This window comes from Nocardia sp. NPDC023733, from assembly GCF_040639775.1.
GTDB classification, from domain to species: domain Bacteria; phylum Actinomycetota; class Actinomycetes; order Mycobacteriales; family Mycobacteriaceae; genus Nocardia; species Nocardia rosealba.
In genome coordinates this window covers 762,990-783,405 of the sequence record NZ_JBFAAN010000002.1, presented here as the reverse complement: position 1 = coordinate 783,405, position 20,416 = coordinate 762,990, and the positions used below count along the sequence as shown (strand labels likewise).

The 20,416-nt window shown below is 67.4% G+C and carries 14 protein-coding genes; 10 read left to right on the top strand and 4 right to left on the bottom strand.

The annotated features are described in order from the left end of the window. The first annotated feature begins 6 nt into the window (after positions 1-6). Positions 7-4,062: an arabinosyltransferase domain-containing protein gene (locus AB0F86_RS15050; RefSeq protein ID WP_356986546.1), complete on the top strand. Its 4,056-nt coding sequence runs from the start codon at positions 7-9 to the stop codon at positions 4,060-4,062. Positions 4,063-4,217: 155 nt separating this feature from the next. Here the strand turns inward: AB0F86_RS15050 and AB0F86_RS15045 are convergent, their stop codons facing one another. Next, on the bottom strand, positions 4,218-5,279 hold the full coding sequence (locus AB0F86_RS15045) for an alpha/beta hydrolase family protein (protein WP_356986548.1): 1,062 nt from the start codon (positions 5,277-5,279) through the stop codon (positions 4,218-4,220). Positions 5,280-5,593: 314 nt separating this feature from the next. Here AB0F86_RS15045 and AB0F86_RS15040 point away from each other — a divergent pair, with 314 nt between their 5' ends. Continuing rightward, the gene (locus AB0F86_RS15040) at positions 5,594-6,721 is read left to right on the top strand and encodes a metallophosphoesterase (protein ID WP_356986550.1); all 1,128 of its coding nucleotides are present in this window, start codon (positions 5,594-5,596) and stop codon (positions 6,719-6,721) included. Positions 6,722-6,725: 4 nt separating this feature from the next. Here the strand turns inward: AB0F86_RS15040 and AB0F86_RS15035 are convergent, their stop codons facing one another. Next, entirely contained in the window at positions 6,726-7,406 is a 681-nt protein-coding gene (locus tag AB0F86_RS15035; RefSeq protein ID WP_356986551.1) for an LppP/LprE family lipoprotein, read from the bottom strand. A 301-nt stretch (positions 7,407-7,707) separates the two neighbouring features. Here AB0F86_RS15035 and AB0F86_RS15030 point away from each other — a divergent pair, with 301 nt between their 5' ends. The 7 genes from AB0F86_RS15030 (at position 7,708) to AB0F86_RS15000 (ending at position 17,101) form a co-directional block, all read left to right on the top strand. Further along, the gene (locus AB0F86_RS15030; protein WP_225279003.1) at positions 7,708-8,928 is read left to right on the top strand and encodes a cytochrome P450; all 1,221 of its coding nucleotides are present in this window, start codon (positions 7,708-7,710) and stop codon (positions 8,926-8,928) included. Positions 8,929-8,994: 66 nt separating this feature from the next. After that, positions 8,995-9,357: a PadR family transcriptional regulator gene (locus AB0F86_RS15025; RefSeq protein ID WP_225279002.1), complete on the top strand. Its 363-nt coding sequence runs from the start codon at positions 8,995-8,997 to the stop codon at positions 9,355-9,357. Then, positions 9,357-10,688, top strand: coding sequence for a permease prefix domain 1-containing protein (locus AB0F86_RS15020; RefSeq protein WP_356986552.1), 1,332 nt, complete (start codon positions 9,357-9,359; stop codon positions 10,686-10,688). Before AB0F86_RS15025 ends, AB0F86_RS15020 begins: the two co-directional genes overlap by 1 nt. A 47-nt stretch (positions 10,689-10,735) precedes the next feature. Next, entirely contained in the window at positions 10,736-12,130 is a 1,395-nt protein-coding gene (locus AB0F86_RS15015; RefSeq protein WP_356986554.1) for a 3' terminal RNA ribose 2'-O-methyltransferase Hen1, read from the top strand. Beyond that, positions 12,127-14,652, top strand: a complete 2,526-nt coding sequence (locus tag AB0F86_RS15010; protein WP_356986655.1) for a polynucleotide kinase-phosphatase — start codon at positions 12,127-12,129, stop codon at positions 14,650-14,652. Before AB0F86_RS15015 ends, AB0F86_RS15010 begins: the two co-directional genes overlap by 4 nt. Positions 14,653-14,911: 259 nt before the next feature. After that, positions 14,912-15,466: a DUF4352 domain-containing protein gene (locus tag AB0F86_RS15005; protein ID WP_356986555.1), complete on the top strand. Its 555-nt coding sequence runs from the start codon at positions 14,912-14,914 to the stop codon at positions 15,464-15,466. Between the two features lie 147 nt (positions 15,467-15,613). Continuing rightward, on the top strand, positions 15,614-17,101 hold the full coding sequence (locus AB0F86_RS15000; RefSeq protein ID WP_357171683.1) for a DUF4246 domain-containing protein: 1,488 nt from the start codon (positions 15,614-15,616) through the stop codon (positions 17,099-17,101). Position 17,102: 1 nt separating this feature from the next. Here the strand turns inward: AB0F86_RS15000 and AB0F86_RS14995 are convergent, their stop codons facing one another. Then, positions 17,103-18,116 (bottom strand): acyl-CoA desaturase, encoded by a 1,014-nt coding sequence (locus AB0F86_RS14995; protein ID WP_356986557.1) that lies wholly within the window; start codon positions 18,114-18,116, stop codon positions 17,103-17,105. Between the two features lie 347 nt (positions 18,117-18,463). Between AB0F86_RS14995 and AB0F86_RS14990 the strand changes: the two genes are divergently transcribed. Further along, on the top strand, positions 18,464-18,922 hold the full coding sequence (locus AB0F86_RS14990) for a hypothetical protein (protein ID WP_356986559.1): 459 nt from the start codon (positions 18,464-18,466) through the stop codon (positions 18,920-18,922). A 476-nt stretch (positions 18,923-19,398) separates the two neighbouring features. On the opposite strand, the gene AB0F86_RS14985 is transcribed toward AB0F86_RS14990, so the two are convergent. Continuing rightward, complete coding sequence (locus AB0F86_RS14985) at positions 19,399-20,322, bottom strand: RNA polymerase sigma-70 factor (protein ID WP_356986561.1); 924 nt, start codon at positions 20,320-20,322, stop codon at positions 19,399-19,401. Between the last annotated feature and the right edge of the window lie 94 nt (positions 20,323-20,416).

The following is a 20,416-nucleotide window of genomic DNA, read 5'->3' as shown; positions in this document are numbered from 1 at the left end:
TCTTTCGTGGGTGGAGATTCCGGCTTCGGCCGAGCGAAAATTGGTGGGATCGTGGCGGGGGCGCTCGGTTTGTTGCTGGCGGTTCTCGTGCCGCTGCTTCCCGTGCAGCAACAGCGAGCAAGCCTGGATTGGCCGCAGGACAAGTCGTTACAGGTCAGCGCACCGCTCGTCGACTACGTGCCGCTGAGCCTCGATCTACGCATCCCCTGCACCGCCCTGCAAGGTTTCACCGGCGGGACCGTCCTGTCCACCGTCCCACCCCAAGCTCCCCGGGCAGGCTCCAAGGGCCTGGTCGCTCGCATCGAGGACCGCCCCGACCAGGGCCGCACCCTGTCAATGGTGTTGCGCGACCGCCTATTGCTGGCCGTCCCACTCACCAGTCTCCCAAGCGATTCCGCAGCACCTGGAGTAGGTGGCGCACCCTTGTCCTCGGCGCCCGGTGCACCTTCGGGAGCGCCTTCGAGCAGCGCACCATCGGCAGTGCCGCAGAGTGAGGTGGCGCCGGGTAATGGTTGTGCCCTGGTGGTTTTCTCCGATGCGGGGAGCACTACTGCTGAGATCGTCGGAGTGGCGGCGCGCGACGGCGCGGTGACGCGGACGGCTGTGCAGGGGGATGTGCGACCGCAGGTTGTCGGTGTGTTCACCGAACTCGATCGGGGGCGGCTCGGTGACGCGCGGTTGCATGCCGAGATCGATGCGCGGTTCTCGTCGAGTCCGAGTGGGTGGAAGCTGGCGGCGATCATCGGTGCGGTGCTGTGCACGCTGGTGGCGCTGATCTGCCTGCACCGCAGCGACCTTCGGGACGGCAGGCGGACCCGCCGGCTACTTCCGATGCGCTGGTGGCGGTTCCGCGCGGTCGACGCAGCCGTGGCGGGCGTGCTGGTCGTGTGGCATGTGATCGGAGCGAACAGTTCCGACGACGGGTACATCCTCACGATGGCCCGGTCCGCGCGCGAGGCCGGGTACACGGCCAACTACTACCGATGGTTCCAGGTGGCGGAGGCGCCGTTCGGCTGGCCCTACGAGGTGCTCGCCTGGATGAGCAGGGTCAGCGAGGCGGGGGTGTGGATGCGGTTGCCCGCGTTGCTCGCCGGGCTCGTGTGCTGGCTGGTGCTCAGCCGGGAAGTACTGCCCCGCTTGGGTGTTGCCGTGAACCGCTGGGCGGTGTGGACCGGCGCCCTGGTGTTCCTCTCGATCTGGCTGCCGTACAACAATGGTCTGCGCCCGGAACCCTTGGTCGCCGTCGGGGTGCTGGTCACCTGGTGCTCGATGGAGCGCGCGGTGGCGACCCGGCGTCTACTACCAGCAGCCATCGCCGTGCTCGTCGCGGCATTCGCACTGGCCGCCGGACCCACCGGCTTGATCTGCACCGCAGCGCTTCTCGCCGCATCGCGCCCGGCTCTACGCACCATCGTCGCCCGCTCCGGGTCCACACCGAGCGGATACGCGACCCTGCTCGCACCGATCGCCGCCGCAGGAACGCTCGTTCTGGTTGTGGTGTTCGCCGACCAGACCCTGGCGACCGTTCTCGAAGCCACCCGCGTCCGTCAGCTCGTCGGCCCCGACATGTCCTGGTTCGAGGAACGCACCCGCTGGGACACCCTGCTGTCGGTGAACCCCGACGGTTCCCTCGCCCGCCGCTTCGGCATCCTCGCCATGCTGCTGTGCCTGATCATCGGCGTCCTCACCACCCTGCGTCACGGGCGCGTACCCCGCACCGCCCGCGGACCGGTCACCCGTCTGCTCGCAGTGGTTTTCATGGCTCTGCTGCTGATGATGTTCACACCCACCAAGTGGACCCATCACTTCGGCGTGTACGCGGGCCTAGCCGCCGCACTGGCCGCTGTCACCGCAGTCGCTCTGAGCCGCAAGATTATTCACGCCGCCTATGTCCGAACACTCTTCACCGCAGCGGTCCTGTTCCTCCTCGCGGTGAGCCTCACCGGCTCCAACGGCTGGTGGTACGTCTCCGGCTACGGCGTCCCCTGGCCCGACCGCGCCCCCACCCTCGACAACATAAGCCTGTCCACCCTCGCCCTCACCGCCACCGCAGCAACACTCCTCTTCGCGCTCTACCAGTACTATCGCGAACCCCGCCCACGCGAACGCGGCACGCAGACACCCACTGGCGACCACAACAGTCAATCGCGCACCTCGGAGTGCGAGGCCCGGCGAGGCTCCGCCGAGCACGACAGCGTCCCTGCCGATTCCCAGTACGACGACCATTCACCGTCAACCGAGCATGACGGCCGGTCGGCGGCGGACTACCCGAGCACATCCGAGCGCGGCAATCCAGTCGTCGACACGCATGGGGCATCACTTCTCGACACCGAAAACGACGGTGAGCCTCGAGCATCGGAGGCCGACGGGAGGGTGCCGTCTGCTGGGAAGCGTTCTGCAACCGGCCGTTTCAAACTTGCGCCGATTGCTCCGCTGACCCTCGTAGCGGCAGCGCTGGTGCTCTTCGAGGTGGGTTCGCTTGCCTCGGCGGCGATCTCGCAGTACCCCGCCTACTCGGTCGGTCTGTCCAACCTGCGCGCCCTCACCGGCAACCCCTGCGCCATGGCCGACGACGTCCTGGTCGAAACCAACACCGCCGACTCCCTCCTCACCCCGTACACCGGCACCATTGCCGACAGCCTCGCCGCCGAGAACACCGGCTTCACCCCGAACGGCATCGGCAGCCTCACCCCGGACCCCGGCCCCGGCCAGTCGTCCGCACCACCCTCCGGCTCCGGTCCCGGCGGTGGAGGGCCAGGTAGCGGGCCCGGCGGCGCCCCCAGCGGCCCGAATGGTGCGGCGACCGGTCCAGCGCCAGGTGGTTCGGCGCCCGGTGCCGGCGCAGGGCCCAGCAGCGGCGGCCCGAGTGGCAGCGCGCCCGCCGGGCCGAATGGAGCCACGGCCGGTCCTCCGCAAGGAAGCCCCAACGGAGGAGGACCCGGTGGCGGTCCCAGCGGCCCAGCACCTGGAAGTCCAGCACCCAGCAGCGCACCTGGTGGCGGCGCAGGGCCCAGCAGCCCTGGCGCAACCGGCGCCGCACCCGGCGGACAGAATGGCGCCATCCCCGGTGGGCAGCCGAGTGGCAACGAAGCACCGCGCGGGGCGAACGGCAGCCCGGCGGGCCCTCCCGGCGGGCCGAGCACTGCCGCAGGACCTGGCAATGGCGCACCAGCCGGAGTCCCAGGACCAGGCAATGGCGCACCGACTGGAGCCGCAGGACCAAACGGGACAGGAATTGCCGGTGTCAACGGGAGTACCGTGGCGCTTCCGTTCGGGCTCGCTCCGGAGCGGACGCCGGTGCTCGGTAGTTACGCCGTGGGAGAGCCTCGGGCCAGCAAGTTGGTCACCCAGTGGTTCCGGATGGATCTCGCAGCGGTGCAGCGTGATCCGGCTTACCGGGTGTTGATCCTCACGGTGGCCGGACGCATCGAAGGAGTAGGGCCTGATGGGGCGCCGATGCCGGGACAGCGGCTCCGCGTGGAGTTCGGACGGGAGGCCGGGGGAACGTTCTCGCTGTTGGGCGAGGCGACCCCGCCGAGTGTGGGCGGCGCACCCGGGTGGCGGAATCTTCCGGTCGCCCTGGACCGGATTCCGCTGGGCACCAATGCTGTTCGCCTCGTCACCGAGGGCGAACCCGATCCTATGCAGTGGGTGGCACTCACCCCGCCACGCCTCCCGAAACTGACAACGCTCAACACGATGGTCGGCGAAGAGAACCCGGTACTCGCGGATTGGCATGTGGGACTGGCTTTCCCCTGCCAGCGCCCTTTCGATCATCGCGCCGGCGTGGCGGAGATGCCGATCTGGCGCATCCTCCCCGACAAACTCAACGCCCAGGTCTCCGAAACCTGGCAGGGCGACACCGGCGGCGGCCCCCTCGGCTGGACCGGCATGCTCATGCGATCGCAATCCATCCCGTCCTACCTGGCCGACGACTGGACCCGAGACTGGGGCGAACTCCAACGCCTGACCCGCCTGATCACCGCACCCCCCGCCGAGATCACCACCGACACCGAAACAACCTGGGGCTGGTCGACCGACGCGCCGATCAGAACCAGCTGACCACTTGAACGAAAGAGTCACGCCCCCAACCGCAACCGATCGACCATCACCATCCAGTGGCCCGAAGGCAAGGCCGGCTCGGAGGGTACGAACCTAGCCGAAACACGAACCGCCGCTGCCCACGTGGGGCAGCGGCGGTTGGTTTGCGGGACGACCTACTTCGGTGGTGCACCACCGGCCGGCGGCTCCGCACCGGGAGCACCCGGAGGCGCGGCAGCGGCGGGTGGCTTGGCGCCGGCGGGCAGGGGCTTGCCGATGTGGGGTGCCATGTCCGGCATCAACCGGATCGCCACCTGCTCCCAGGTGCCCCAGTTGTGGATGCCGATGTCGGGGAAGTCGTAGCTCACGTTGGTGTAACCCAGTGCGGTGAGGCGCTTTTCGAACGAACGGGTGTTGGCGAGGGCGATCGCTTCCAGCGGCATGCCCTGGGTGATCGCGTCGATGGACGACAGGTCCTGATCGGCGGGCTTGGCGCTACCGGCCGAGATATAGAGGCGGGTGTTGTTCGCGATCAGCTTCTCGGCGAAGCCGTAGGGGTCCATCCGCCGCCACTTCTCGCTGCCCGCGGGCGCCATCGCCTCGATGTTGTATCCGCCGCTGGCGATCATGGCCGCACCGAGCGCCTCCCGCATGCCGGGCATCGACATGTGCAGGTATCCCGACAGCGATCCCGCGTAGCTGAACTGCTCGGGGTGATACGCCGCCATCAGCAGCGCCGCGCTGCCACCGCTGGACAGCCCGACTACACCGTTGCGCGTGGAACTGAACCCCAACCGCGCCTTCAAAGCCTCGGGCAGCGTCTCGGTGATGAAGGTTTCCCACTGGTAGGCAGTGGTCTTGCCCTGGGTGTCCTCCCAGCCACCGATAGCCGAACCGGAGTCGGCACTCGGCAGCATCGACCCGTCGGGGTTCACCCCGTTGAAGCTGCTCGGCTGCTCCCAGTCGGCGTAGAAGCTGGACTGCCCGCCGACCGGCATCACCACATTGATGTTGAACTTCGCCATCTGCGCCGGGATGGAGGTGTGCTTCTCCCAACCGTTGAGGTCGTTTTCGGCGCGTTCACCGTCGAGCAGGTACACCACCCGGTCGGTGTTGCCGTCGGCCGCGCGCACGATGCGCGTGTTGACGGTGCCCATCGACGATTCGACCGCGAAGTCGATCGCGTTCGGATCGGCGTCGGCACCCGCCGGAACTGCCGTCCCGAACGGCAGCAACACCGCCGCTGTGACCCCGATCAGGGTCCGCCGGACCCGCCTGGATCGGCGCGCAGGCGCCCCTCCCCCGTTTACGCCACGCATGATCGACCTTTCGCTGACGCGGCCACGCCGCTCCCCACACGACCCGCCCCCACGGCGATGTCCTGTCGCGCAGCATAGCGCGCCCGGCTGCCACCGGCACATACCGAATTACGGTGCGACGCAGCCACCTTCACCGGCCTGGGCTTTCACCACGGCACCGGCGGCGATCCGGGCGCTACGCTGGTGGGGAAATTCGTGCCGCGACCCCGGCGGCCCCTGCAGAACGGGACCCCGTGAAGCTCGCTGTACGCCTGATGTTCGTGCTGATCCCAGCCTTGCTGCTGGCCCTGCCCTGGTGGACCCTGGTCTGGGCACCCACCGGCGGCACCGGAACGCTGTTCTGGCTCGGGACCGCCGTCGCCGTGGCCCTGCTCGCCTGCCTGCCCGTGGCGATGTTCCTCGGGCACGGCCCGGCCCAATCCGACCCGGCGGTGGTCGTCGGCGACGCCCTGCTCGGGGTGTCCTGGGTGTTCTTCGCCTGGTCGGTCATCGGCGTGTTCGCCCGCGGCGCGCTGACGGTGATCGGTGTCGACGACCCCGCCCGCCCGGTCGCGGCCGGGGTGGCGATCACCGCGCTCGCCCTCACCGGCTGGGGTGTGTACGAGGCGCGCCGGGTGCCGCGTGTGCGCACGGTCGACGTGGCCATCCGCGGCCTGGCCCCCGGCCTCGACGGTCTGCGGATGGTTGTCGTCACCGACACCCACTACGCCGCGTTGAACCGCGTGCGCTGGTCGGAGAAGGTGGTCGACGTGGTGAACGGCCTCGAGCCCGATATCGCCTGCCACGCCGGTGATCTCGCCGACGGCTCGGTCGCGAAACGCCAGACCCAGGTCGACCCGCTCGGCAAGGTGGTCGCGCCGCTCGGCCGCTTCTACATCACCGGCAATCACGAGTACTTCGGCGACGCACAGGGCTGGATCGACTACATGGCCGCCCTGGGCTGGCAGCCACTGCACAACGAACACCGCACCCTCACCCGCGACGGCGACCGCCTGGTCATCGCCGGAATCGACGACCCGACCGGACGCGGACTCCCCGGTCACGGCCCCGATCTGCCCGCCGCCCTGGCCGGTGCCGACCCCGACCTGCCGGTGGTGCTGCTGGCCCACCAGCCCAAGCAGATCGCCGACGCCGTCGCGGCCGGGGTGGCGCTGCAGATCTCCGGCCACACCCACGGCGGTCAGATCTGGCCGTTCCACTACCTGGTCCGACTGGATCAGCCGGTCGTGGCCGGGCTGAGCAGGCACGCGAACAACACCCAGCTCTACACCAGCCGTGGCACCGGGTTCTGGGGCCCGCCGCTGCGGGTGTTCGCACCCAGCGAGATCACCGTTCTGGTGCTCCACCCGGAGCCCGCCTGAGCTGTCAGCGGTGCGGCTGGGTGACCTCGCTCGGCAACGGACCACTCATCGCCACACCGGACCCGGTCCAGCTGTAGGTGATCGCCGCCGGGCCACCCTGCGGCGCCGCGAACGGTTCGTCACCGACCAGCCACTTGTAATTCACGGTCACCGAGTCGCCACTCGACCCGGCGACATAGGTGAAGGCGTACGCCTCGGAAGTCGCTGTGCCCAGGTACTTTCCGTCGTGGAAGAACATGATGTGGATCGGTGCGCCCGCCGAATTCCCACCGACCGCGCGCACCCACAGCAGCCGGCCGCAGCTGCCCGGCCGGTCCTGCGAGGCCTGCGAGGCGGCCCAGCCGTCACCGAGGCCGGCCAGGGCATTGCGCACACCGGTCGAGCCCGGGTCGACACACCGATCCGGCCCGCTGATGTCATCGGCGGGCGGGGTGACCACCGGCGGCTCCGTCTCCGACGGCACCGGTGTGTCGAGCACCGGCGGCACCCCAGCCGACGGACTCCCCGGCGACGGCGAGCCCGGTGACGGCGAAACCGTCTGCTCCACCGGAGATTCGGTCGGAACCGACGACGTGGCGGTGGCCGAGGTCGTCGGGCGGACAGTGACCCCGTCGTCCCCGGTGCAGCCCGCGACCATCCCCGCCGCCACCGCGATCAGCGCACTCATCCGAACTGTGTTCTTCATGATTTCCTCGATTCCGAGTCCCCCGCACGCTGTCGGCGCGGACAACGACTCCATCGAGACTCTCACCGGGCCCGTTAGGCGAAAAACACGAATCCCAGCCCTAGGGTGCGAAATCCACACCCTCCGTCCCACCGGCTGTGACGTGCCGATTCGACATCCGCGCCGTACAGCTCCCGGCGAGTGGTACCGAATGAAAGCATCGGCGCGCGATCGGTGGCACTGTTACCGTGAAACGGGGGCATTCGTACCGAAAAGGGTTGCCCCGCAAGCAGTGTGATGTGCGAGCGATGAGGAGACCTGAATGGACGACGTGGCACTGGTACTTGACCCCGCAGGCGCGGATATCCAGGGAGAATCCGCGCGGATTCGGGCACGGGGGCCGGTGACGCTCGTCGAGCTGCCGGGCGCGGTGCGGGCGTGGTCGGTCACCGACGCCGCCACCCTGAAGAAGCTGCTGGCCGACCCACGGGTGTCCAAGTCCGCCACCAAGCACTGGCCCGCGTTCGCCGCGGGTGAGGTGCCGCCGGACTGGCCGCTGTTCCTCTGGGTGGCCGTGAACAACATGTTCACCGCCTACGGCGCCGACCACACGCGCCTGCGCAAGTTGGTCGCACCCGCGTTCACCCACCGGCGCACGGTGGCGATGCGCCCGATGATCGAGAAGATCACCGCGGGCCTGCTCGACGAACTCGCCGCCGTCCCGGCAGGTGAGGTGATCGACCTGCGCGAGCGCTTCGCCTACCCGCTGCCCATCCAGGTGATCTCCGAGCTGATGGGTGTCCCGGATTCGCTGCACGCGGGCCTGCGCAAGTGCGTCGACGGCATCTTCGACACCTCCCTGAGCCCGGAGGAGTCGCAGGCCAACTACATGAACATGTACGGCATCCTCGGCGAGTTGGTCGCCTACCGCCGCACCAATCCCGGCGACGACATGACCAGCCTGCTCATCACCCACCGCGACGAGGACGACGGCACTCAGCTCACCGAGCAGGAACTCGTCGACACCTTGCTGCTGGTGATCAGCGCGGGCCACGAAACCACCGTCAACCTGCTCGATCAGGCGGTGCACGCCCTGCTCACCCATCCCGAGCAGCTGGCGGCGGTCGGCGAGGGCAACGCCACCTGGGCCGATGTGGTCGAGGAATCGCTGCGCTTCGAGGCGCCGGTCGCGCATCTGCCGCTGCGGTTCGCCGTCGAGGAGATCCAGCTCGACGGGGTGACCATCGCGGCGGGCGACCCGATCCTGGCCTCCTACGCGGGGGCGAGCCGTGACCCGAACCTGCACGGCGACACCGCCGACGACTTCGACGTCACCCGGGTGAACAAGGAACACCTGGCCTTCGGCTACGGCGTGCACCGCTGCCTCGGCGCGCCGCTGGCCCGGCTCGAGGCCGAGATCGCCCTGCCCGCTCTGTTCGCACGCTTTCCCGGAATCCGATTGGCCGGTGCCACGGAGGAATTCGGTTCGGTGGCCAGTTTCATCTCCAACGGCCACGCGACACTGCCGGTGCACCTGAGCTGAGGTTCCCCGTCTCCCATACCTAGATCTGCTAGGGTAATACCTAACGGTTCTAGGTATGGGAGTGCTGTGCGCATCGACAAAGACCTGGTAGCGGCTTCGGCCACGCCGCTCGTGCTCGGGATACTCGCCGACGGCGAGTCCTACGGCTACGCCATCCTCGAGCAGGTGAACACGCTGTCCAACGGCCGCATGCAGTGGACCGACGGCATGCTCTATCCCCTGCTGCACCGATTGGAACGGCTCGGCTACGTGTCCTCGGCCTGGCGCGTGTCCGACAGCGGCCGCCGCCGCAAGCACTACCTCATCACCGACGCGGGCCGCGCCGCCTTGGCCGAACGCCAGGCGCAGTGGACCGTCGTGGCCGAAGCCCTCGACCAGGTCTGGCGCAGCATCAATCAGCCGCCGGCCGCAACGCAGGGGTGGGCGTGATGGATGCCGAACTCGACGCCGCCGTCGACCTGTGGCGCGGTTATGTCCAACGGCACCGGGTGATCTCGGTGGCCGATGTGGACGAGATGGAAGACCATCTGCGCGAACAGGTCTCGACACTGCAGGACGCCGGTCTCAGCAGCGAGGAGGCGTTTCTCGTCGCGGTCAAGCGGATGGGTAATGTGGACTCGATCTCGCGCGAGTTCGCCCGTGAGCATTCCGACCGGTTGTGGAAACAGCTGGTCCTGATGCCCGAAGACGGTGGGCGCCAGAGCAATCGGGAACTGCTGATGGTGATCGCCATCGCGCTCGCCGCGGGCCTGGCGGTGAAGACCGGCATCACGTTCCTGCACGAGGAGACACTCGCCCTCAACGTGAGCCTTCTCGTCCTGCCTTTCCTCACCGGGTATTTCGCCTGGAAGCGGCAGGTAACCGCGCCCGTCGCCCTCGCCTTGATCGTGCCGTTCGTGCTGGTCGCGCTCGTCCTGAATCTGTACCCGTTCGAGGACGGCGGGTCGACCGTGGTGCTGGCGGGCATCCACGCCCCGATCGCGCTGTGGCTGGTGGTCGGACTCGCGTACGCAGGCGGTGACTGGCGCTCGGACCGCCCGCGCATGGATTTCATCCGGTTCACCGGCGAATGGTTCGTCTACCTCACGCTGCTCGCCCTCGGTGGTGGCGTGCTGATGGCCCTCACCGCCGCCGCGTTCGGAACCCTCGATTTCGATATCGAACCGGTCATCACCCGCTGGATCATGCCGTTCGGCGCGGCCGGTGCGGTGATCGTCGCGGCGTGGCTGGTCGAGGCCAAACAGAACGTGATCGAGAACATCGCCCCCGTGCTCACCAGGGTGTTCACACCGCTCACCATTCTGATGCTGCTCGCCCTGCTCGGTGCCTTCGCCACCACCCGCAGCTTCACCGGCATCGATCGGGACCTGCTGATCCAGATGGACCTCATCCTGGTCCTGGTGCTCGGCCTGCTGCTCTACACGATCTCGGCCCGCGACCCGCTGGCACCACCGGCGTTCTTCGACCGTGTGCAACTGGTGCTGGTGCTGAGCGCCCTGATCGTCGATGTGATGATGCTGGCGGTGATGGCCACCCGGATCGCCGAATTCGGTTCCAGCCCCAACAAGATCGTGGCACTCGGCATGAATGTGGTGCTGCTGGTGAACCTGGCCTGGTCGGCCAACCTGAGTCTGCGATTCCTGCGCGGCCGAATCCCTTTCACCGCACTGGAACACTGGCAGACCCGCTACCTCCCGGTCTACGGCGCCTGGGCCGCGGCGGTCGTGGTCGTGATCGGGCCGCTGTTCGCCTTCGCCTGAAGGTTTTCGCAAGAAAATAGCTGGACCGACCGTGACAGGATCGGTCTGTGCTGTTGACGATCTCCACGACCCACTCTCCGGCGACCGATCTCGGGTACCTGCTGGTCAAACACCCCGACCGGGTGCAGTCGTTCGCGACGACCGGCGGCACGGCGCATGTGTTCTACCCCCGCGCCGACGCCGAACGGTGCACGGTGGCGCTGCTGCTCGAGATCGACCCCGTGGAATTGGCCAGGCCCGCGAAGGGGCAGCACAGCTCGGCGCTGGGACGCTACGTCAACGACCGGCCGTATGTGGCGTCGAGCCTGCTGTCGGTGGCGCTGGGGAAGGTGTTCCGGTCGGCGCTCAACGGCACCAGCCGGGACCGGGCCGAGCTGGCGGGCACGGCGATCCCGCTGGAGATCGAGGTGCCCGCCGTGCCGTGCCGGGGTGGGAGCGAGATCGTCGAGCGGCTGTTCGCGCCGCTGGGCTGGCAGGTATCGACCACCACCGAACCGCTCGACCCGCAGTTCCCGGAGTGGGGTGACTCGCCCTACACCCGGCTGCGGCTCACCGGGACCGTGCGCCTGGCCGAGGCGCTGAACCACCTCTATGTGCTGCTGCCGGTGCTCGACGACGCCAAGCACTACTGGGTCGACGCCGACGAGGTCGACAAGCTGCTGCGCGCCGGTTCCGGATGGCTCGGCACCCACCCCGACCGCGAACTCATCGCCCGGCGCTACCTGGCCGGTCGGCACTCGCTCACCCAGTCCGCGCTCGAACGACTGCGCGCCGCCGACGACCAGCTCGAGCCCGAAACCGCCGAGGACCCGGTCGAACTCGTGGAGGCCAGCGAGCGCAGGACACCGCTGGTGAAGCTGCGCCGCGACGCGGTGCTCGCCGCACTCGCCGAAACCGGTGCCACCCGCGTCCTCGACCTCGGTTGCGGGCCGGGCACTCTCCTGCTCGCACTGCACGCCGACCAGCGATTCACCGAGATCGTCGGCGCCGACGTGTCCAGCGGTGCGCTCGCCATCGCGGAGCGGCGCTTGAAGTTCCACCGCATGCCCGACCGGCAGCGGGCCAGGATCACCCTCGTCCAGTCGGCGCTGACCTACCACGACGACCGGCTGCGCGGCTTCGACGCGGCCGTGCTGATGGAGGTGATCGAACACGTCGACGAGAGCCGGTTGCCCGCCCTCGAACGCGCCGTCTTCGGGCACGCCGCGCCCGGCGCGGTCATCGTGACCACACCGAACGTCGAATACAACGTGCACTACGAGACTCTCGACGGGCACCGTCACGACGATCACCGATTCGAATGGACCCGTGCGCAGTTCGCCGACTGGGCCGCGCGCGTGACCGATACCTTCGGCTACACCGTCGACATCCGTCCCGTCGGCGAGCACGACCCGCGCACCGGCTCCCCCACCCAGCTCGCTCTCTTCCGTAAGGCCGCCTGATGAACATCGACCTTCCCGAGCTGTCGCTCGTCGCCCTCGTCGGCATCTCCGGCTCCGGCAAGTCCACCTTCGCCCGCGAACACTTCAAGCCGACCGAGGTGCTGTCCTCGGACTACTTCCGCGGCCTGGTGGCCGACGACGAAAATGACCAGACCGCAACGAAAGACGCCTTCGACGCGCTGGGGCACGTCGCCGGGATCCGCTTGCGCGCCGGTCGACGGGTGGTCGTCGACGCCACCAACGTGCAGAAGCACGCCCGCGCCGAATTGGTCACGCTGGCACGCTCTTTCGATGTGCTTCCGGTCGCGATCGTGCTCGACACACCCGAAGCGGTTGCGTGGGAACGGACTCGAACCCGCACGGATCGCACCTTCGAGCGGCATGTCCTGCGGCGGCAGAGCCAGGAGCTGCGGCGGTCGCTGCGGCAGCTCGGGCGCGAGGGGTTCCGCAAGGTCTATGTGGTGAGCGACCCCGCCGACGTCACGATCTCCTACGAACGAGCCTGGAACGACCGGCGCGAACTCACCGGACCGTTCGACATCATCGGCGACGTGCACGGATGCCGCGCCGAATTGGAGTCCCTGCTCACCGAACTCGGCTGGGTGCTGGTGCGCGACGAGGCCGGACGCCTGGTCGATGCCACGCACCCGGACGGGCGCCAGGCCGTCTTCGTCGGCGATCTCGTGGATCGTGGACCGGATTCGCCGGGGGTGCTGCGGCTGGTGATGGGCATGACCGACAACGGTAACGCGCTGTGCGTGCCGGGTAATCACGAGCAGAAGCTGCTGCGCAAGTTGCGCGGCAAGCAGGTGACGGTGTCGCACGGGCTGGCCGAGACGCTCGAGCAGTTGGAGTCGGAGACACCGGAGTTCGTCGACGATGCGGCGCGGTGGATCGACAAGCTGGTCAGCCACCTGCGGCTCGACGGTGGGCGGCTCGTCGTCGCCCACGCCGGACTCAAGGAGGAATACCACGGACGCGCCTCCGGCCGGGTACGCGACTTCTGCCTCTACGGCGAATCCACCGGCGAGACAGACGAATACGGTCTTCCGGTGCGTTATCCGTGGGCGCGCGACTATCGCGGCTCGGCGATGGTGGTGTACGGGCACGTGCCCACACCGAAGGTGGAGTGGGTCAACAACACCGTCTGCCTCGACACCGGTGCCGTCTTCGGTGGTGAGCTGACCGCGCTGCGCTACCCGGAGAAGACGTTCGTCGCGGTGCCCGCCGAACGGATGTACTACGAACCTGTGAAACCGCTTGTGGCCGAATCGGTTCGTGACAACGAGACGCTGAATCTCGCCGATGTCACCGGGCGCAGGCACGTGCGTACCGACGACGGCACCGTCATCGTCGACGCCGAGAGTTCGGCGGCCGCGCTAGAGGTGATGAGCCGGTTCGCCATCGATCCGCGCCTGCTGCTGTGGTTGCCGCCGACCATGTCGCCGCCGTCCACGTCGTCGGTGGACGGGTATCTCGAATACCCGACCGAGGCGTTCGCCGACTACCGGGCGGCCGGCGTGGACACGGTGGTGTGCGAGGAGAAGCACATGGGTTCGCGTGCCGTCGTGCTCGTCTGCCGCGACCAGGACTTTGCCACAACACGTTTCGGCGTCTCCGACGGCAACTCCGGTGCCGTCTACACCCGCACCGGCCGGTCCTTCTTCAGCGACGCCGCCCTCACCGAAACACTGCTCGCTCGGGTACGGGCCGCCGCCGGGACGCTGTTCGACGAACTCGGCACCGACTGGCTACTGCTCGACTGCGAACTGCTGCCATGGTCGGCCAAGGCGGGCGGGTTGATCCGCACCCAGTACGCCGCGGCCGGTGCGGCCGCACGCTCCGCCCTCCCCTCGGCGCTGGCCGCATTGGAAGCGGGCGTCGACCGCGGTCTCGACCTCACCGCCCTGCGTGATCGCACGGCCGCCCGCGCCGCGAACGCCGACGACTTCACCACCGCCTACCGTCGCTACTGCTGGCCCACCGACGATCTCGACGGCGTGGCGCTCGCACCGTTCGCCCTGCTCGCCGCCGAAGGCACCACCTTCGCCGACCGCGATCACGGCTGGCACCTCGACATCTGCGACCGCCTGGTCGCCGCCGACCCCACCACGTTCCGATCCACCGACCGCCGCGTGGTCGACCTGTCGGACCCGTCCGCCGAAGCCGAGGCCACCACCTGGTGGCTCGACCTCACGGGCGCGGGCGGCGAAGGAATGGTCATCAAGCCCTACGCAGGCCTGTCCACCCGCACCAAGGGCAAACTCGTCCAGCCCGGCATCAAATGCCGAGGCCGCGAATACCTCCGCATCATCTACGGCCCGGACTACACAGCCCCCGAACACCTCTCCCGCCTACGAGACCGCAACCTCAACCGCAAACGCGGCCTGGCCCTCCGCGAACACACCCTCGGCCTGACCGCCCTCAACGCCCTCGCCTCCGGCGAACCGTTGTGGCGGGTCCACGAACTCGTGTTCGCGGTCCTCGCCATGGAATCCACCCCTACCGACCCACGTCTGTGAACCACACAGAGGCCGCCTTTACCCAAGCCGACAGCAGCTAAACGCTGAAATCCTGTTAGCCGCGTAACATCCCGGCCTGCGGTGGAGATCTCCTACCGACTGGCAGTAACCCTGGAGATCTCGCTGGAGAGGAACCCACTTGACCAACCCGCCGTATCCACAGCAGCCTTACCCACAGCAGCCCTACGGCGGGCGCCCCGGGTATCCCCACCCTCCTCGGCCGCCCAAGAGCAATGCGAACACGATCATTCTGGCCGTCGTGGGTGGCTTTCTCGCACTCTGCGGGTTCGGCGGATGCGTGGCCGTGTTGTCCGACGACAGCGACAACAGCAAGACCGCCGCGACGTTCACTACTGCCGTGGGCAAACCCACCGCCCCGGCCAAACCGGCTGCGCCTGCCCCTACCGAGGAAGGGCCGGCGCCGGCCGGTACGCCCGTTCGCGACGGCAAGTTCGAGTTCACGGTGACTGCGGTAGACCCACCGGTGAAGGTCATCGGGGACAATCCCTATCTGCAGAAGACTGCGCAGGGTGAGTACATCGCGGTACACCTCACCGTCACCAATATCGGAGGTAAGCCTCAGTCCTACTTCGCGAGCAACCAGAAGCTCTTCGATGATCAGGGCAGAGAGTTCGAAAACGACACGATGGCCGGAATCAACGTCAACGACGACAGCGCCATGATGTCGGACATCAATCCGGGAAATTCGGTCGACGTGGTCGTCGTCTTCGATGTGCCGGCGGGTACCGTTCCCACCTCGCTCGAACTCCACGACTCCATGTTCTCGGGCGGCGCCCAGGTCGCACTTCGCTGAACACTCGGGCCCATGCGTCGCCTCACGCCGTCGCATGGGCCTCGGATCGGCCAACGGGGATGGGTCGGGAGGCAGTTCTGTGGCAGGGTCGCAGGTGCATCTGCGGAGCCGCCGTGGGTGCGGCAGAACTGTTGAGAGATCAGAGAATTGACTGAGTTGGATCTGTTTCCGTTGCCCTTTCGTGCCGCCCATGTGGCGTGTGTCGCGCCTGTTCGGACGGTGCGGGAGCTCGAGATGATGCGGTTGAGTGCGAGTATCCGGGATAAGGCGGAGTGGTATCGCAAGCGCGAGGATGCCGAGATCGTGGCGCGGTGGTCGCGGGAGGCGGCCGAGCAGGGGATGACGCAGGCGCAGATCCGTTATGTGCTCGATGAATTGGGGTATTACGCCGAGCTTCGTGATGCGGAGCGCGGGATCGAGGTGTCGGCTGTCGACGGGGTGTGGCAGTCGGACTCGGTGGTCGACGAGGATCTGCGCAAACGGTTGGCCGAGGCGGTGCGGGTGCTGGAGGAAGTGCCTGCGGCGGAGCTGGATTGGCATCCGGGATCCGACGGGCAGGTGCTCGATCTGGTGCATCCCTCGATGTACTGCCTGGTGCGCGGTGTGAGCCTGCCCGAGGACGCACCGTGGCCCACTCCGGAGAAGAACGCCGAGTCGGCCTCGCATTCGAAGAATTTCCAGTGGTTGCCCACCGATGTCGAGGTCGGCGACGACGGTTCCGTGGCGTTCCTTTCCTCTGTGAACAATGTCGACCCGGACCGCCATCAGGAGCTCGCCGCCGTCCTCCCCGAGCTCTTCGGCCGGACGCTGCCCCTGCTGGAGAACGTGCTCACCGATCTGCGTGCACCGAAACGAGTGCGCATTGTCGCCGACCCGTTCGGCTGGTACGAGGACACCGAACCACAACCCCCGGAAGACGACGACGAGGCGGCCGAGGAAGCCTACGAGGAAGCCATGGAGAAGTGGTGGGAGGAACGACGCCCCGCCATCCCCGACGCGCCCGAATTCCAGCCGCCCGAGCGGGACGACACCCACACCGTCACACTCAGCGGCCGCCGCCTGCAGGTGATCGTCAAACTCGCCAACATCCACCTCACCCCGGACAAGCCCGAATATCCCGGTGGTTCATGGCATGTCGAGGCCATGCTGAACGAACGCATCGTCGCCACCGCCATCTACTACTGGGACAGCGACAACATCACCGACAGCCTGCTCGGCTTCCGCACCGCCATCGACGAGCCGTACTACGAGCAGAACGACCGCACCGGGGTCCGCGAGGTCTACGGTCTCGACGACGAGGACGCGCTCAACCAGGAACTGGGCTCGGTCCGCACCGAAACCGGCCGCTGCGTGGCCTTTCCGAACATCTACCAGCACCGTGTCGCCCCGTTCCGGCTCGACGACCCGACCCGCAACGGTCACCGAAAGATCGTGGCCTTCTTCCTGGTGGACCCGTCGGTCACCATCACCTCGACCGCCGACGTCCCACCGCAGCAGCCGTGGTCACCCACCTCGACCATGACCAGGGCTCAGGCCGAGGAATTCCGCGAACAACTGATGCACGAACGCAAGTTCTTCGTCGACGAACACAACGAGGAATACTTCGAGCGGGAGTTCTACCTCTGCGAGCACTGACCTACTTCGCGTGGCGGCCGACCTCGTCCAGGTGGGTCAGCGCTTGCCGGTAGGACTCGAAAAGACCTGTCTCGCAGTACGGCACGCCGATCTCGTCGCAGAAGCCCGCGACGATCGGCTGCGCGTGGCGCAGATTGGCACGCGGCATCGACGGGAACAGGTGATGTTCGATCTGGTAGTTCAAGCCGCCCATCGCCAGGTCGACGAGGAAGCTGCCGCGCACATTCCGCGAGGTGAGGACCTGACGACGCAGGAAGTCGGTGTTGTCGCCCTCGGGCAGGACTTCCATGCCCTTATGGTTGGGCGCGAACGTCGAACCCATGTACAGCCCGAACAGGCCCTGCTGCACGGCGATGAACACCAGCGCTTTGCCCGGCGACAGCACCAGGAACGCCGCCGACAGCAGACCGACGAAGTGGGCGGCGAGAAGCGCACCCTCCCAGACGCGGTTCGCGATCGGCCAGCGGAAAACCGCCACGATGCTCTTCCAGTGCAGGCTGCCGCCTTCGAGCAGCAGCAGCGGGAAGAACAACCACCCCTGGAATCGGAAGATGAAACGGCGCCAACCCTTGCCGGTCCGCGCCCGCTCGCCGGAGAACGCCAGCACGCCCATCGCGTCCGGGTCCATGCCCTCGGTATTGGGGTGGGCGTGATGGCGGGCGTGGTTACTGGTCCACCAGCCGATGCTCAACCCGATCGCGAGATTGCCCGCGATCAAGCCGTACAGGTAGTTGGCCTTCCGGCCCGCGAAGATCTGCTTGTGCCCGGCGTCGTGGCCGAGGAAGGCGATCTGCGAGAACACCATCGCTAGGAACGCCGCGACGAGCAGCGTCCACCACGAGTCCCCGATGACGAAAAACGCCGCCCAACCAGCGACGAAAGCCGCCGCGGTGAGCGCACTCTTCCACCCGTAATACCGCAACCGCCGGTCCAAGAGGTTCGCCTCCCGGACACGACGCAACAGGACCGAGAACTCACTGCCACGCACGGGGACGACATCAGACGCTATAACCACCGCACAAGCATGGCGTATGGAGGCCACGGCCGGGTGAACGGGTTGCAGATCGATGGCGACCGAATTCCTCCGCGCGTGCCGATGCGTCAGACGGACTCGTCGACGAGGTGGGCGTTCCACACGGCCGCGGCCTGCTCGTGGGAGTCGACACCGGTGAAGAAGGCGTCGGCGATGGACACTGGCGCGCGCCCAGGCGCGAACGGCACCGCAGACAACGCCGCACGACGGCCGACTATCGCCAGACCACAACCAATAAGATCTCCTCCCCGCTTCCCATGACCGCCAGACGTGGCTCCGGTAGGTTCCGAGTGTCGATGATCAAACCTGGAGAAGGACGAGAAATCTTGATGCAGAAGAAAATTGGCTGGAAGACTGCCGCCGCAGGATTAGTCACGGGGGCGATGGTGATGTCCGGTGCGGGGGCGGCGACTGCGGCCCCCAGCAGCTGGGAGGTGACGATCTGTCGCGGTGTCAGCCCGAATATCGTCGACCAGCCCTACAGCGGTCAGGTCATCGGGGCGCAGCCGTACGGCGCCCCGGGCGTTCCGTACTTCACCATCCACGCGGGCGGCAGCGTGTGGGGTGGCTACACAACGACGGTCACCCTGAACTGGACGAACCTCACCACCGGCGCTTCCGGTTCGGAAACTCAAAGCGGCAACGTGGGATTCATCATCGGCAACGGCAGCACCCTCTACTTCCGTCCCCCCACCGGCACCGGCATCGTCCGCACCGACTTCACCGTGCACAACAGCGGCTTCGTCCCCCAGGTGGTCAACTGCTCGGGAACCTCGGAAATCGTCTAGGACTGGGCGGAACATCCCCGCCTCACCGTTCGGTACCAAGAACTTCCCTGCTCAACGCCCATCCAGAGTGGGCCTTCAGTAGCAACAGCAAACCCCCAGGTCCGGAGACCTGGGGGTTTACCTACGGTTGAGGACTGTGCCTGCGGGTTCGCACTGCACGGCAGCAGGCGAGATCTTCGGGCGCCATCGCGACTACAGGCGTCCGCGGACTCGGTTTCGACGCCGCAGACGTGGTCCGGGCGGCCAGATTGCATCATTGCTCATTTCGGCGGTCGGGTGCTGGGTCGGACTACAACGCACAGCACGGCGTTGTGTCGGATACGACCAAACATTTTGTGCCCCAGTAAAATTCGATGCAATTGCGGTCGGCGACGGCCGTCGCGGCCAATACAAGGGGGAACACAGCGAACGCGAAAGGCTGACCGTGGTTTTCTCGACGATCGCCATTCGTGGTTGACACCGGCGCCGATGGTGTTTCACGGCGCGGCGGAGTCCCCCGGGACAGCGACGACATGGGCGATATGACCGAGCTTTGCGGGGTTGAACACCCAGTAGAGCCGGTCGATCGTCTCGTCGTCGGCCGCACCGACCGCGAGCCAGGCGATGGCGACTCCGTCGCGGCTGATCACCACCGACGCGCGACCGTTGGCGTCGACCCAGTCGATGTCGACCCCCGTCCAGAAGTGTGAGGCGAACGCGGCCACGTACTTCGCCACGCGCGTGCGTCCGAATACCGGGATGCGCGAAGCATTGCGCACCGCGCCGCCGCCGTCGGAGTAGCTGGCGACATCGGTGGCGAAAAGCGCCTCGAGCTCATCGAATTCACCCGCGCGCGCGGCATTCAGGAAGGCAGCGAGCAGACGTCGCTGATGCACGGTGTCGACGGATACCTGCCGGTCGGACTCGATGGCCTGGCGTGCCCGGCTCACCAGTTTCCGGGCGGCCGGTTCTTTGATTTCGAGGACTTCGGCGATCCGGCCGTAGGGGTAGTCGAAAGCTTCCCGCAGGACGAACGCCGCCCGCTCGGTCGGCGTCATCTTCTCCAGGACCACCAGGACCGCGGTCTCCAATACCTCCGCGCGCTCCGCACCGAGCGAGGGATCAGCACTGGTGTCCACTGGCTCGGGCAGCCACGGGCCGATATAGGTTTCCCGGCGGACCCGCGCCGTCTGCGTGGCGTTGATCGCCTGCCGGGTGGTCACGGTGACGAGGAAGGCCTCCACATCACGCACGGAATCGCGGTCGGCGTAGGACTGCCACTTCACCCAGACATCCTGGACGACGTCCTCGGCGTCGGCGACAGTGCCGAGCATTCGGTAGGCGATGCCGAACAGCCGTCCCTTGTGCGCGGAGAAGTCCTCGACGGCTTTGCCCAGGTCGGTGCCCGCAGGTCCGCTCATCGCGCGGTCGTTCCGGCGCCACCGGCAATCGCGTGATTCATATCCCTCGCCTCGATTCGGCCACCGACTCCCACGACCTTACTCGCGCCGGCCG

Bases quoted from the DNA above. Each gene is read 5' to 3' on its own strand.
- AB0F86_RS15035 (WP_356986551.1), bottom strand. From the start codon at position 7,406: ATGAAGAACACAGTTCGGATGAGTGCGCTGATCGCGGTGGCGGCGGGG.
- AB0F86_RS15030 (WP_225279003.1), top strand. From the start codon at position 7,708: ATGGACGACGTGGCACTGGTACTTGACCCCGCAGGCGCGGATATCCAG.
- AB0F86_RS15020 (WP_356986552.1), top strand. From the start codon at position 9,357: ATGGATGCCGAACTCGACGCCGCCGTCGACCTGTGGCGCGGTTATGTC.
- AB0F86_RS14990 (WP_356986559.1), top strand. From the start codon at position 18,464: ATGCAGAAGAAAATTGGCTGGAAGACTGCCGCCGCAGGATTAGTCACG.
- AB0F86_RS14985 (WP_356986561.1), bottom strand. From the start codon at position 20,322: ATGAGCGGACCTGCGGGCACCGACCTGGGCAAAGCCGTCGAGGACTTC.